At 37.5% G+C, this 14489-nt stretch carries 13 protein-coding genes; 4 read left to right on the plus strand and 9 right to left on the minus strand.

Annotated features, from left to right (window positions below; genetic code table 11):
- Positions 1-33 precede the first annotated feature (33 nt).
- Both ACFO5T_RS10625 and ACFO5T_RS10630 read left to right on the plus strand, forming a co-directional pair.
- Entirely contained in the window at positions 34-1089 is a 1056-nt protein-coding gene (locus ACFO5T_RS10625) for a vWA domain-containing protein (protein WP_380034240.1), read from the plus strand.
- Positions 1090-1205: 116 nt separating this feature from the next.
- The gene (locus ACFO5T_RS10630; RefSeq protein ID WP_380034242.1) at positions 1206-1637 is read left to right on the plus strand and encodes a hypothetical protein; all 432 of its coding nucleotides are present in this window, start codon (positions 1206-1208) and stop codon (positions 1635-1637) included.
- On the opposite strand, the gene ACFO5T_RS10635 is transcribed toward ACFO5T_RS10630, so the two are convergent.
- Together ACFO5T_RS10635 and ACFO5T_RS10640 are read right to left on the minus strand one after the other, a co-directional pair.
- Positions 1627-3177: a family 20 glycosylhydrolase gene (locus ACFO5T_RS10635; protein WP_380034244.1), complete on the minus strand. Its 1551-nt coding sequence runs from the start codon at positions 3175-3177 to the stop codon at positions 1627-1629. The genes ACFO5T_RS10630 and ACFO5T_RS10635 overlap by 11 nt on opposite strands.
- A 19-nt stretch (positions 3178-3196) precedes the next feature.
- The gene (locus ACFO5T_RS10640) at positions 3197-4405 is read right to left on the minus strand and encodes a class I SAM-dependent rRNA methyltransferase (protein ID WP_380034246.1); all 1209 of its coding nucleotides are present in this window, start codon (positions 4403-4405) and stop codon (positions 3197-3199) included.
- 127 nt (positions 4406-4532) lie between these two features.
- On the opposite strand from ACFO5T_RS10640, the gene ACFO5T_RS10645 reads away from it, so the two are divergent.
- Complete coding sequence (locus tag ACFO5T_RS10645; RefSeq protein WP_375251892.1) at positions 4533-5096, plus strand: M15 family metallopeptidase; 564 nt, start codon at positions 4533-4535, stop codon at positions 5094-5096.
- Here ACFO5T_RS10645 and ACFO5T_RS10650 read toward each other — a convergent pair whose 3' ends face one another.
- The 7 genes from ACFO5T_RS10650 to aroC form a co-directional block, all read right to left on the minus strand.
- Positions 5097-7595 carry a zinc-dependent metalloprotease gene (locus ACFO5T_RS10650; protein WP_380034248.1) on the minus strand — a complete coding sequence of 833 codons (2499 nt, stop codon included), beginning with the start codon at positions 7593-7595 and terminating at the stop codon, positions 5097-5099.
- A 105-nt stretch (positions 7596-7700) separates the two neighbouring features.
- Positions 7701-8630 carry a hypothetical protein gene (locus tag ACFO5T_RS10655; RefSeq protein WP_380034250.1) on the minus strand — a complete coding sequence of 310 codons (930 nt, stop codon included), beginning with the start codon at positions 8628-8630 and terminating at the stop codon, positions 7701-7703.
- Positions 8631-8633: 3 nt separating this feature from the next.
- Positions 8634-9605, minus strand: a complete 972-nt coding sequence (locus ACFO5T_RS10660) for a hypothetical protein (RefSeq protein ID WP_380034252.1) — start codon at positions 9603-9605, stop codon at positions 8634-8636.
- A gap of 101 nt (positions 9606-9706) precedes the next feature.
- Positions 9707-10105: an acyl-CoA thioesterase gene (locus tag ACFO5T_RS10665; protein WP_021778739.1), complete on the minus strand. Its 399-nt coding sequence runs from the start codon at positions 10103-10105 to the stop codon at positions 9707-9709.
- A gap of 39 nt (positions 10106-10144) precedes the next feature.
- Positions 10145-10834, minus strand: a complete 690-nt coding sequence (locus ACFO5T_RS10670; RefSeq protein WP_021778738.1) for an HAD family hydrolase — start codon at positions 10832-10834, stop codon at positions 10145-10147.
- Positions 10835-10978: 144 nt separating this feature from the next.
- Positions 10979-12280: a dicarboxylate/amino acid:cation symporter gene (locus tag ACFO5T_RS10675; RefSeq protein WP_380034254.1), complete on the minus strand. Its 1302-nt coding sequence runs from the start codon at positions 12278-12280 to the stop codon at positions 10979-10981.
- Positions 12281-12390: 110 nt separating this feature from the next.
- Positions 12391-13455 (minus strand): chorismate synthase, encoded by a 1065-nt coding sequence (aroC, locus tag ACFO5T_RS10680; protein WP_021778736.1) that lies wholly within the window; start codon positions 13453-13455, stop codon positions 12391-12393.
- A gap of 171 nt (positions 13456-13626) precedes the next feature.
- On the opposite strand from aroC, the gene ACFO5T_RS10685 reads away from it, so the two are divergent.
- Positions 13627-14445 carry a UDP-2,3-diacylglucosamine diphosphatase gene (locus tag ACFO5T_RS10685; RefSeq protein WP_380034257.1) on the plus strand — a complete coding sequence of 273 codons (819 nt, stop codon included), beginning with the start codon at positions 13627-13629 and terminating at the stop codon, positions 14443-14445.
- Positions 14446-14489: the final 44 nt, after the last annotated feature.

Below are 14489 nucleotides of genomic sequence, written 5' to 3' on the forward strand. Positions count from 1 at the left end.
CGTTCTCTAAGCATCAATCCCAAATGAATAATTATGAAATTATACATCGCAATTTTTGCCCTTTTAAGTATTTCAATTTTAACCTCTTGTAGCTCAAGAGACGATGACGGAGGTGGTGATGATAGCATAGCCTGTCTTAACTTAGGCACTCAAGAATTAGATATTACAATTCAAGAATCATACACAACCTTACCCTCTAAGGTTTCTGTATTTTTTAAAGTAAATGGCACAGATGGAAGCCCTGTGGCCGGATTAACTCCTTCTAACTTTACCATATTTGAACAAGGTCGTAATGATGATTGTTATAATGAGATTTCTAGCTCAGAAGCATCTGCCGCGATATCTCCTAATGCTCAAATATTTTCAAACAATACACTCCTTGTTCTTGATTTAAGTAATAGCGTGTTGAGTTCAAGTCTACAAGAATTAAAGCAGGCCTCTACCAGTTTTATTACTAATGTGATGCCAGCCGTACCTACAGAATCTTTTAAAATGGCTATTTATTGGTTTGATGGAGAAGATGTACTACACGAGTTGCAACCACTCACTACGAGCGCTACTCAACTTCAAGAGGCTATAGATGGCATTACAGATGATATAAGTAATGACCCCTCTACAGACTTGTATGGAGCTGTAATAAAAGCAGCTACAAATGCCGAAAATATAGTAGATACCTTAGAAAATGAAGATTTATTTGCAGCTGCATCTGTCGTAATATTTACAGATGGAACAGATCAAGCTGCTAGATATAGTGAGCAAGAAGCACTAGATGCTGTAAGTAACGCCGGAGAAGATATAAGTTTTTTTACCATAGGTTTAGGCTCAGAAATAGATGAGGAGGTTCTAACAGCTATAGGTAAAACGGGTAGCGCTTTTGCCGAAAATAGTAACGAACTGGAAGCTGTTTTTAATGACATATCAAACGGAGTCGCTGGGCAGGCAAATAGTTTCTATCTTTTTGAATATTGTAGCCCAAAACGTGATGGTAGTGGTGATAATGATCTTATTATACAAGTCATAACTGGTGACAGAGATGGTATTGTTCAAACCTCTTTTGATGCAACAGGGTTCACTAGTGGCTGTGAATAACACAATATTTTACTCATTTATAGCACTTTATCGGGTTTTTTAATCTTGTTATCTATTGACACATTCATCATAAATTTTTAAATTTCAGATTATTACTAAAGATTTAATTTTGACATATGTTAGTATCCGAATCAAATCTTAATTACGAATTACAAGACATCTATATTCTAGATAATGGCACTTTTTACTTCTTTGATAATTTTATCATATCAGAAGTTAAAGAAGGGGTGTTGTTTGACTGGGAGATGGCTCAAGAAATTATTGCTATTGCAGAGTCATACTATGGGGTAGGTCAAAAGATAGCTTATATTTCTAACAGAGTACATCCATACTCACTTGTTCCTCAAGACTGGCTTAAGTTTTTTAAAGCTAAAAACTTTATTAGTGCTTTTGCTGTGGTCTCATACAGCCAGCAAGAACGATCTAATATTTTACTAGAACGTTTATTTTTCAAATCAAAAATTAAAAAATTCTTTGATTTAGAAGAAGCTGTAAAATGGGCTATAAGTGAGCAACTAAAATATGATGATCGCAAAACTACTGCTTAAGAGAAGTATTAATAAGTGGAGATTTATAGAAGTTTACACCTAATATATCCATTCTAGCATAGTGTTTTTGTAATCTCACTCGGTAATTATCCCAATTATAATTTGCTGGATTACTCCAGCCTAATTCTGCGTGTCCTATAACTCTAGGAAAGGCCAGATACTCAATATCGTCTGATGTTTGTATTGTCTCTGCCCATAATGGTGATTCTAAACCTAGTAATTGCGAGGTATCTATATCCTTAAATATAGAAGACGGTTGCCAGATGTAAGCACTATCTACCTCTACCATACCCGCCCAAGTAAGACCTATGGGAGACAGTTTTGTATATTTCATATCTAAGTACATCTTCTTAGCCGGTGAGAGAATCACTTTTGCCCCTTTATCGATTCCTTTTTGAGCGGTAGCTTCTTTTTGCCAGTGCTGTATTACGTAGGTACTATCTATATTTGCACTTTGTATTTCTTCCCAGCCCACAACACTTTTACCATACTTTTTTACAATAGGAAAAACCTTGTGCAAAAATATATTATAGTCCTTTTTTGAAGTAACGTGAGATTCATCACCGCCTAGATGTATATACTCTCCAGGAGTTATTGCTGCTACTTCTCTTATTACATCATCTATAAACTTATACGTGATATCTTTATCTACACATAGCGTACTAAAACCTACACGCATACCTCTATAAAGTTTTGTCGCTTTGCCATTGCAATTAAGCTCTGGGTATGATGCAAGAGCTGCATTAGTATGACCTGGCATATCTATTTCGGGAATTACCGTAATATATTTACTTTGTGCATAAGCCACAATTTCCTTGTAATCTTCTTGTGTGTAAAAGCCTGGACTCTCATCACGTACAGATGAGCTTCCTCCTATCTCTGTAAGTTTGGGCCAAGATTTAATTTCAATACGCCATCCTTGATCATCTGTAAGGTGCAAGTGTAGCTTGTTGAGCTTATAAGACGCCATTTGATCTATGACACGCTTTACTTGGTTTACGGTAAAAAAGTGTCTGGCTACATCAAGCATCATCCCTCTATATGCAAATCTAGGCTCATCTACAATACGTATACCCGGTATAACAAGACTATCCATACGCTTAGCAGCTATTAGACTGTCTGGAAGTAGCTGGGTTAATGTTTGCACACCTTTAAAAAGTCCCGCTTCTGTAGATCCTGCAAGGGCAATTTTATGATGCGTTATGTCTAGCACATAACCCTCTTCAGATTGAATACTATCTGGAGAGACCAGAGAAAATGAGATAACATTTTCTTTTTTCTGGGTGGTTTGTACGGCTTCTTTTAAAAATGGTGTTGCCTTAAAGTACTTTTTAAAATCACTAGCCACATTTCTAACTTCTGTGAGCGTGTCACTTACTATTACTGTTTCTATATCAAAAAGAAAACCATACGGGTGCGCTTTTACCTCATTAGGTATGGGGATAAAATTTACATCTTCTATAGTGGTTTCTACAAGCGGTTTTTCTTCTTTACAAGAAAGTATAGCTATCGATATAAAAAGAACTAGTAGGCAACGCATATGTTTATTTTTAGTGTAATTAATTAAGCCTGTAGTACCCACATTTGAGATAAGCACCTTCTGGAAAACCTATAGGGTGATCTATGTCGTGGTAGGTTTTATCTTCTACATTAAAGGTTCTATTAGACTTTCTTATATGTGCCTCACATATATCAAAAAAGACCTGAGCCTCAACTCTAGAAGAGCAAGATGCTAGTACCAGTAACCCATTTCTCTTAGTGAGCTGCGCTCCCAGTTGTGCCAGTCTTGCATAACTATTTCTAGCAGTAGGCACTTCTCTCGCACTTTTTGCAAAACTAGGCGGGTCTATCACAACAATATCAAACTGCTGTTGCTCATCTATAAGTTGCTGTAATCCCACAAAAGCATCTATAGCCATCGTTTTATGCGTACCCTTATGCGGGTTTAACTTTCCATTTTGTACGGCCACTTCTAGCGCCTGTGCGCTTATGTCAAGACTCACTACCTCTTTTGCTCCACCAGCAAGCGCGTGTACAGAAAATCCTCCGGCATAACTAAAAACGTCTAGCACACTCTTTCCTCTAGAAAGTTCTCCCACACGCTTACGGTTGTTGCGATGATCTAAAAAGTAACCTGTTTTATGACCATAAATCACATTTGCCGAAAATTTTACACCGTGCTCCACAAAAGTGACAACGTCGTTTTTAAGTACGCCGTGTATCACCTGTCCATCTGTAAGACCATAAGTATTGCCTTTACCCACATTACGACTCAACCTTAACACCATAATCTCAGTATGAGAAATAGCTAGTAAATGGGGTAATACCATCTCTAGGTATGGAAACCAGATAGCGCTATATACTTTTACTACAATCACGTTATCGTACACATCTGCAATGAGACCAGGAAAACCATCATTCTCACCAAAAAGAAGTCGATAACTATTAGTATCTGTACGTAAGAGTTTAGCTCTTTTTTTAAAAGCTACTTGAATTTTATCCTTAAAAAATGCTTCATTTGCAGTAGCTGGGGTACTACTTAGTACCTTAAGACGTATGGGTGAATCTGGATCATAAAGAGCGATACCATACACCTTATCTGCCCTGTTATCAAAAAGAATGGCAAGATCTCCAGCTTGACCTTCCTTATTGAGTTTTGCAATACTATTATCAAAAACCCAAGGGTGCCCTTGTTTAACAAGCTTTTCGGCTCTAGCAGTGAGCTTTACAGCAAGACGTTTGGTTTCAATTTTAGGTAAATCAATCATTAAGGAGCATTGTATTATTAAAATTACGCTTTCGCGAAAGCGTAAAAAACCAAATTAATCGTAATTTTCCAGTATGAAGATATATCGCACGTTTTTTTTAGTACTATCAGCACTTTTTTTTCTTGCAATGCAAAGCGATCAAAAAAGTCCGCTGGTTAATATAGCCGAATTTGATTCAAAATTTTCATATGATGTACGCTATGCTACAGATGATAATTTTCTAGAACAAACCGTTTACGACTGTGTGCAGTGTCTCCTTATACCAGAGGTTGCAGAGGCGCTCGTTGAGGCAAATAACTACTTTTGCGAGCTAGGGTATATGATACAGCTATATGATTGCTATCGCCCACTCTCTGTACAAAAAAAGATGTGGGAGATTTACCCTAACCCTGGCTACGTGGGCAATCCTTACGGTAGTGGGTCTATACATAACCGTGGTGCTGCAATAGATATGACCATTGTAAAGCTGGACGGCACGCAGCTAGATATGGGTAGTGACTATGACTTTTTTGGAAAAGAAGCTCATATAGACCACCCACATAACGATACCATTACGGCAAATAGAAAACAGCTGTGGTCTGTGATGAAAAAATTTGGCTTTTCACCTATACGTACCGAATGGTGGCACTTTAACTATGACGCAAAAAATTACGGGTTAAAAGTGCTCGACATAGACTTTGACTGTGAGTAATTATTTTGGATCAAGTAATTGATCTATACGTGCAATTGCATCTTCATAATGGTACTTAGTCATTGTATCTACACTTGCATTGCGCGCTGACCTTAATATCTTTTTAAGTTTTTGCAACTCTCCACGTACAAGGGGTCTTACATCTGATGCGCTTATATCATAACGTAAAGCTCCCTCAAAACCTGGTCTTCCAGATCTTGATTTTGGCCCTTCATCTGTCATTAAAAACGCCATACGATCTAAGTATGATCGCTGTAAGTTACGACGATAGATATCTACAGAAGCACCTCTTCTTGTCTCAGACCAGATACCAGACCTCAGGTCTGAAAGCATCTCTAGAGCACTATAATATTCTGTCTGTGTAGTCTCTGCATCTATTAATCTCCCTAATCTATCAAAACTTAAAAGTCTATTTAAGTATCTAGATTGTGTTCTTCTTATTTTTTCTGCATAACCGGCGTGGTCTATATTTTGTAAGATAGCAGGGTCTACAAGCCAGATAGGTGTTTCAAAAAGGTTATTCTGTAACCATTGCATAGATTCCTTTTGTGATGCTTCATCTAGGTGCGTGTACACCACGCCTCCCTGTGCAGGAGTTTTGATGTTTTCATATACGCCACCTACGTTAGTCACCACGTGACCTACAAATCTACTATACACCCCTATGAGTTCTCCATAGAGTTCTTCTAGGTCTTGGTAATCGTTTGTTTTGCTAGATGTCCACGACGGTAAGTTTTGCGCTACGTAGCGTAGGTTTTTAATACCATACGTACTTGCCTTTACAGGGTCATTACCTATCGCCTCCGTTTGTGATTGTGGGTCAAAGCTACTAGACTGTCTCCCGAATTTATAGATTGGATCTCCAGCTTTTTCTTGAATCCACTGGTTAAGGGTTGCTTTCTCCATTAACGGTGAGGTAGCATCTGGTATCCATCTATAACCCCAGTTTGTAGCATAGTGATCATAAGGTCCCATCTGTCTCACAAAGCGAATGTTTGTGTCTCCTGGCTGTGCGATATAGTTATAACGAGCATAATCCATAAGACTCGCTGCGATACCATTTTTTTGAGTAAATGCTCCATCACGGTATGACTCTACATTATATGCATAACTTGCCGCCATATTGTGAGGAAAACCAAGTGCGTGACCTACCTCGTGAGCTATCACCATACGCATCATCTCCCCTATCTCCTCTTCTGGAGTATTTAGTGTGCGTGCGCTTGGGTTTGCCGCACCAGTCTCTAGTAAATAACGGTTTCTATAACTTCTTAAGTGATTGTGATACCAGATAATGTCACTCTCTATAATCTCCCCGCTACGTGGGTCAGACACGCTAGGGCCTACGGCATTACGAGTTGTACTGGCTACATAGCGCACTACAGAGTAACGTATATCTTCTGGACTAAACTCAGGATCTTCTTCTGGTGTAGGAGCATCTTTTGCTATAATGGCATTTTTAAAACCTGCTGTTTCAAACGGTTTTTGCCAGTCCTCTATACCTTGTTTTATATACTCCTTAAGTGACTCTGGCGTTCCAGGATCTAAATAATATACAATAGGTTTTACAGGGTCTACAAGTTCTCCTCGCTTATATGCTTCTACATCACTAGGCTCTAGTCTCCAGCGACGTATGTATGTTTTTTGATCTGCCTTGAGCGCCTCACTACCGTAATCATATTGCTTTACTGTAAAGAAGCCTACTCTTGGGTCGTACAATCTAGGTTGCATAGGTTGCTTTGGCAGTAATATCATAGACTGGTTTACCTGAAGGCTTATACTCTCTGCAGCCCTCTCTGTAGGTGGCTCTGCCGCATCATATGTAAAATCTTGTTTTACCTCTATATTTTCTGGAAAACTCTTAACACTGTTTATAAAACTGCGACTCGCATCTAGTTTTTTTACTTTATACTGTTTACGTAAACGACCAGATAGTGCACTTATACCCTTTACATCAGACGAGAATAGCTTTGTTACATTAATAACAGCTGCTGTAGAGTCTTTATCAAAAGCCTTGATGTCAAACGCGTAGAGTGTAGGCTCATAATTATTTACACGTACAGAATTACTTATCGCCTTTGTACTATCTGCTACACTGGCATACGATTTAATTTTAATAAGTATTTTATCTTGAAAACGCTCCCACTGCACTACTTGCTCATTGGTCTTTGAGCCAGCATTTATATAACCTCCCCCTAATCCATTAGGAATTTGAGCAATACGGGTTACCCACAGCATATCTTTGTTAAGCTGTGAGAAAGGAACCTCATAAAAGAACTCATCCTTAACTTTATGTACTTGAAATAATCCAGAATCTGTAACCGCTTCTTTTGTGATTACTTTATTGTATGGTTTAAAACCACTCTTATCTGGCTTTTCTTCTGGAGCCTTCGTTTCAGTCTTATTTTTAGATTTTTTACGGCGTGTTTTTTTGCCTTGTGCAAAGGAATCTTGTGCTGTAAAAAAAGTGGCTAGTAAACAAAGGAGTAGTATTCTTTTCATCGATAGTGTATTTCTACTCGAAAATAAGAATTGACTGCTGGGAGTTAATTTAATTTAGATAATATTAACAATTGGGTATTACGCTTTCGCGAAAGCGTAAACATATCATTGCTTTGTAAATCTATAAGTAAACTCTCTCACGTTATTTCCTAACTGTCCATCCCAACCTTCATAACCTATCACGATAGTCATATCAAAAACGGTATCATCTATTAAGTTTACTTGTCCAAAGGACGTATCACTTGGCCCTGTAAGAATATGAAAAGTCGAGTCCCTACAAAAACCATTATATGATCCATAAATTTTTGGATAAATAGAAGTTCCAGCAATAGTAAATTCTAACGCATCTGTATATAATGGCATATAACGTACGTTAGACATAGAGGTACTATTTATAGTAATAAAGCCTTCAGCATTTACACCCGTGTCATCTTGATCACTTATAATTTCGTAAAAATAGGTGCCTGTAAAATCTGCATCAGGGATGGGTTCTATCACATTAATCACATAACGATATGGGGATTTAAAAAAACAAAAGTCTGTAAGTATAGAAGCAGAGCCACTATCATTACTATAACTACGACCATCTGTTAAGAAAACCTCTAGCCTTACCTCAAACTGATCTCCTGGTTGAATTGCGTTTAAATCTAGATTATGCGAAGTGACAGTCTCTTCATAGCTCACATTTAATGTGTGCCTAGGTAAACCCACTGGTCCTGTGGTAAAGCTTGAAGCTTCAATATCTTTAAGTATAATCTCTGGAGATGTGTCATTTCCGTTTGACACGTCACGATCTATATACTTTGTATAAACTCGTACAAAGTCTAACAATGCTCCATCTTCTTCATCTTGCTCTTCTATCTCTACAGCAAATGCACTAGTAAGATCTCCTGCTTCAAAATTGTTTTGAATACGAGTGATGTTTCTCAACACGGCACCACGTTCTATTTCCTCAGTAACAACCTCTATCGCTTTTTCGTCATCACTACAGGTTGTTAAAATGCCTACTAAGATTATAAAGTATATTTTTTTCATAATTTATTGTTTTGTAAATCTATATCTAGATGGTGCGGTGTTAAATCCACAACCACCATCAAAGTTAAGGTAGCCCTCTACAAACCAGAGTTCAAAAACAGTATCATCTACAATATCTGCACTCCCATTTTCTGTATCAGGCCCAAGTAAAATAGGCGCTGTAGAGCTGCAATAACCTTCTGGTGAAGACAGCTGATTTTTACCAAAAACAATCTCATCTCCCACTATATTAAACTCCCATCTTCGTTTTTGCTCTATTCCCCTATGATACCTCCAATGCCAGGCATAAAATTGTCTTGTGGTATTAGATCGCCCTTTTGTAATTTCTACCGTATAGCAATCTACAAAGGTTTCTCCATCTGGGGCTGGTCCATCCAGTATAGACTCTACGGCATACACCCCCGTGTATGCCGTATCATCTATGGGTGATACTACATTAATAGTATAAAGAAATGGGGAACTATAGAACGTATCATAAGCGATTATTATAGAGCTAGAAGTACCTGTGGTAAAATTTCTACCATCAGTAAGTTTTAAATTAAGCCTGTATATAAATTGATCTTTTACAGCAACATCACTAAGCTGTAAGTCTACAAAGGAAAGTGCCTCTTGAAATGATATATTAAGTTCATATCGAGGTAAACCAAATTCGCCTTCATAAAAATCTGAAGCCGGTATAACATCATATAATACCTCTTGTGTAGAAAGTGCCTCTGTGACCGAAGTATTACCTATGTACTGTATATAAACCTCAACCTCATCTAGCAAGTCTCCATCTTCAAGATCTTGCTCTTCAATTACAACGTGAAAATCGCTTTGTAGATCTGTAATTAAGTAGTCATTATTTATGTACTCCTGCGTTCTTAAAACAGCCCCTCTTGTAATCTCCTCTGCAATAGTTTCGGTAGAGACGACATCTCCCTCATCACAAGATGTGATAATAATAAGTAATACAAGTAGTAATAGTTTTTTCATTTAGTAAAGCATCATTTTGACACAATAAAACTAAACGTAAAATATTCATTTATAGGTGCAACCGATAAGAGTTAACCCATTCTTAAGAAGAATTACCTTCTCTACTCTGTAGATGCACCTAGTCTATTTTTTACATACTCTATTTCTGTCTTACCGTGTGGTTGGGGCTTACCTTCTTCATCTAGTCCTACCATCACAATACGTTCTATAGTAATAATAGTCTCTCGTGTCATTTTATTTCTCACCTCACACTTAAGAGTAACAGATGCTGTCCCAAACTTAGTAGCCTCAAGACCTATCTCAATAATGTCACCTTTTTTTGCGCTTGCGCGAAAATCTATCTCACTCATATACTTTGTGACAGATCGAGGGTTCTCTATCTGAATTATAGTATATAATGCAGCTTCTTCATCTATCCACTCTAACAACCTTCCTCCAAACAAAGTTCCATTTGGGTTTAAGTCTTCTGGTTTAATCCATTTGCGTGTGTGAAAATTCATAGGTTTTTATTTTTATATTTTTAATCTACTCGTATAAAACTAAGATAAAATGGAACTTAAAGACCTAGCATCTTCAAGACTTTTAAAACGCTCGTGAGACACTTCTATATCTACCTGCTCGTGAGCCCAAGTAGTATGAAAAGGAATATGCACCGCATAACTACCTACCTCAAGCACCGGCAACACATCAGACTTTAAAGAGTTCCCTACCATTAAAAATGAAGTAGGGTCTATATCTAGATGTTTTATAAGCTTTAGATAATTTGCCGGTTGTTTATCAGACATTACCTCTATGTGGTGAAAATATTTTGACAGACCAGATTTCTCGAGCTTACGTTCTTGATCTAGTAAATCACCTTTAGTAGCAACTACAAGCTTGTAATGCTTTGATAGCTCCTCTAGCACCTCTTCTATATGCGGTAGTAAGGTAACAGGCGCGTTGAGCATATCCTTACCTAGATCTATAATATCGCCTATAATGGCATTAGAAACTTTCCCATCAGACACCTCTTGCGCACATTCTATTAGTGATAATGTAAAAGGCTTGATACCATAACCATATAGTGCTAGGTTGCGCATCTCCATTTCAAAAAGACGCTTCTGGCAATTATCGTAGTCTATATAATCGCTTAGCAGTTCACAAAAAGTATGTTCTGCATCTCTAAAGAAAGTTTCGTTTACCCATAGAGTATCGTCTGCATCAAAAGCAATAGTCTTTATATTCTTCATTATTTTACAATCATCTTAGTGACTATAAAAGTACAGAATACAAGGAGAAAATCTCCTAAAACTACAATACTAGACTCGCAAAAAACGACGCAATAAACCTTCTTAAATTATGATATTGATAATGACAAATAAAAGCTAGCGCTTCTATCCCTTGTAGTTGTCATCCCAGTCTTTTACCTTAGGATCACCTAGCTTATCTACAGACTTTGCAACTACCATAGATACCGCAGCATCACCAGTCACATTTACTACTGTACGACACATATCAAGAGGTCTATCTACCGCAAAAATAAGTGCAAGTCCTGCCTCAGGTATTCCTGCATAACCTAGTACACCCACAAGCATTACCATACCTGCACCAGGTACTGCAGCACTACCTATAGAAGCCAGTGTTGCTGTTGCTATAATACCCAGTTGTGTACCTAGTGTAAGATCCATACCAAAAGCTTGTGCTATAAATACTGCCGCTACTGCTTGATATAAACTAGTACCATCCATATTGATAGTCGCTCCTACAGGTAAGACAAAACTAGCCACCTCTTCCTCTACACCTAAGTGTTCTGTAACTCGCTCCATTGTTACTGGTAATGTAGCAGCGCTAGAACTTGTTGAGAATGCTAATAGTTGTGCTGGAGAAATACCATTAAGAAATGATGCTGGACTTCTTTTTGTAAAGATGATAACGATGAGCATATAAACGCCTATCATACACAATAGACCAAGTACAACCGTAAATGCATACCAGCCCAGGGCTTTAAAAAGATCTGCATTAGGCGACTCTACCACAAGGGCTGCAAGAAGTGCAAACACACCGTAGGGTGCTGCGAGCATAATGAGATCTACCATTTTAAGTATCACTTCATTTACACCATCAAAAAAGCTTTTTACCGTCTTACTCTTTTCTTCAGGTATTAAAATAAGCCCTATGCCAAAGAATACTGCAAAAAAGATTACCTGCAGCATATTACGATTACTTGTCGCTGCCGAAAATATATTTTGTGGTACAAGGTCTTCAAGAGCCTGCAATGGTCCTGTTTCTTTCTGTGCCTTTGCAGTTTCTTTATATTTATTTGTACTATCTGTATAACCTTCTACAAGCTCTGTACGCGTCTCGTCTGAGATAGATTTACCTGGAGATACAATATTTACTAAAACAAGCCCTATAGACACTGCAATAACCGTAGTGACAACATACGTCCCTATAGTACGCCCTCCCATCTGTGAGAGCTTAGATATATCTTTAAGATCTGACACTCCTTTGATGAGCGCGGCAAGTATTAATGGTATTGCAATTAACTTTAAAGAGTTAATAAAGATGGTCCCAAAGGGTTTTATCCAGTCACTTACAAAGTCCTTTCCCCACTCAAAATTTGTCATAATGAGAGCAAAAACAACTCCTAAAACCATTCCTATTAATATTCTCCAGTGTAACGCAAGTTTTTTCATAAAGGTCTTAATATTTACTAGGCACGACGTAAAGCCACGCTATATCGATATAGTTTATACAAAAGCCTACTTTTTAGTAAGTGAGCTTTTTATTAAATAAATAAATTATGCTACAATCTAACAGATTTATCTCGTAGTACAAAATCTGCAATCACAAGTGCTGCCATTGCTTCTACTATAGGCACCGCTCTAGGGACTACACAAGGATCGTGACGCCCTTTACCTTGCATCTCTACAGTTTCTCCAGCGGCATTAATCGTTTCTTGCTTTTGCATTACAGTAGCTACAGGCTTAAACGCTACTTTAAAATAAATATCCATCCCGTTTGAGATACCGCCTTGTACGCCACCACTAAGATTGGTCTTTGTGGTACCGTCATTATTAAAATGGTCGTTATGGTCTGAGCCCTTCATCTTTGCTCCCTCAAAACCGCTTCCATACTCAAAGCCCTTTACAGCATTTATAGAAAGCATAGCTTTACCTAACTCTGCGTGTAGTTTATCAAACACAGGCTCTCCTAACCCTATAGGTACGTTTTGTATCACACAAGTTATAACACCTCCTATGGTATCACCTTGTTTTTTAATTACTTTAATTTTTTCTTCACACGCTTTCGCGAAAGCGGGATCAGCACATCTCACATCATTTTTTTCAATCTCATTAAAGTCAAGTTCTTGATATGGAGTATCCATAGATAGATCTCCTACCGCACTTGTAAATGCGTGAAAGGTTATGCCTTTTAAAAATTGCTTTGCAATCGCCCCAGCTACTACTCTACTCGCAGTCTCTCTAGCCGAAGATCTCCCACCACCACGATAATCGCGGTTACCATATTTTTTATCATACGTATAGTCTGCGTGGCTTGGTCTATAGGTGTCTTTTATATGACCGTAATCTTTAGATTTCTGATTTGTGTTTACAATTTGAAAACCTATAGGAGTCCCTGTAGTCTTTTCTTCAAAAATACCAGATAAAAAGTCTACCGTATCTGGCTCCTTACGCTGGGTTACAATTTTAGATTGTCCTGGTTTACGACGATCAAGATCTCTTTGTATTGCATCAAAATCTATCTCAAGACCTGCAGGACATCCATCTATGATTCCTCCTATTGCCTTACCGTGAGACTCGCCAAAAGTGGTGAGTTTAAATATAGTTCCGTAGGTATTACCAGCCATTGTACTTGTTTTCAACAAATGTAAATTGAAAAGCTCATAATCAAAAACTAATAACTCACTTAATGATTAATTAAAGTAGCTCAAAAATCATAACAAAAACTTTTTGAGCACTTAACCGCTTATTAACAACTACATTATGTTTTATAAAGAACTTGCATTCAAAACGATACATTGAAGAGACCTGTAGAAATAGTTGTACTTTCAGACATACATTTAGGCACTTACGGCTGTCACGCTACAGAGGTTTTTCAATATCTAAACTCAATAAAACCAGAAATTCTTATCCTTAACGGTGATATTGTAGACATCTGGCAGTTTAGAAAACGGTTTTTCCCAAAAGAGCATCTTAAGGTTATTAAAAAGATTATCACACTCGCCTCAAAGGGTACCAAGGTCTATTATATTACGGGTAATCACGATGAAATGCTTCGCAAATTTAGCGATGCTGTGATGGGTAATATCCATCTCATAGACAAGTTAGTACTTAACCTAGATGGTAAAAAAGCGTGGTTTTTTCACGGAGATGTTTTTGATGTCTCCATACAGCACACCAAGTGGATTGCAAAACTAGGCGGATGGGGTTACGACTTTTTAATACTATTTAATAGACTACTTAATAAATGGCTTGTAAAAATGGGAAGAGAGAAATACTCGCTTTCTAAAAAAATAAAGAATAGTGTAAAAGGAGCTGTTAAGTTTATAAACGATTTTGAAAACACGGCTACAGATCTTGCTATAGAAAACAAGTTTGATTATGTAATATGTGGCCACATACACCAGCCTGCTATACGTAAGGTAAAAAATCATAAAGGAAGTACCTTATATCTTAATAGTGGAGACTGGATTGAAAATCTAACATACCTAGAATATCACGATAAAGAGTGGAGTCTCAAAAACTACAGAGCAGAGTTTGATAAAACCTCTTACGTTGAAGAAGCTTTAGACCCTATGTATGATCTTAGCGCGTTGTTACCTAATGTTCTAAAATAGCAGCAAGGCATTGTTTACTATATTTGTTTTAAAGCAAATAAGTA

This window comes from Dokdonia genika (genome assembly GCF_042652845.1).
GTDB classification, from domain to species: domain Bacteria; phylum Bacteroidota; class Bacteroidia; order Flavobacteriales; family Flavobacteriaceae; genus Dokdonia; species Dokdonia donghaensis.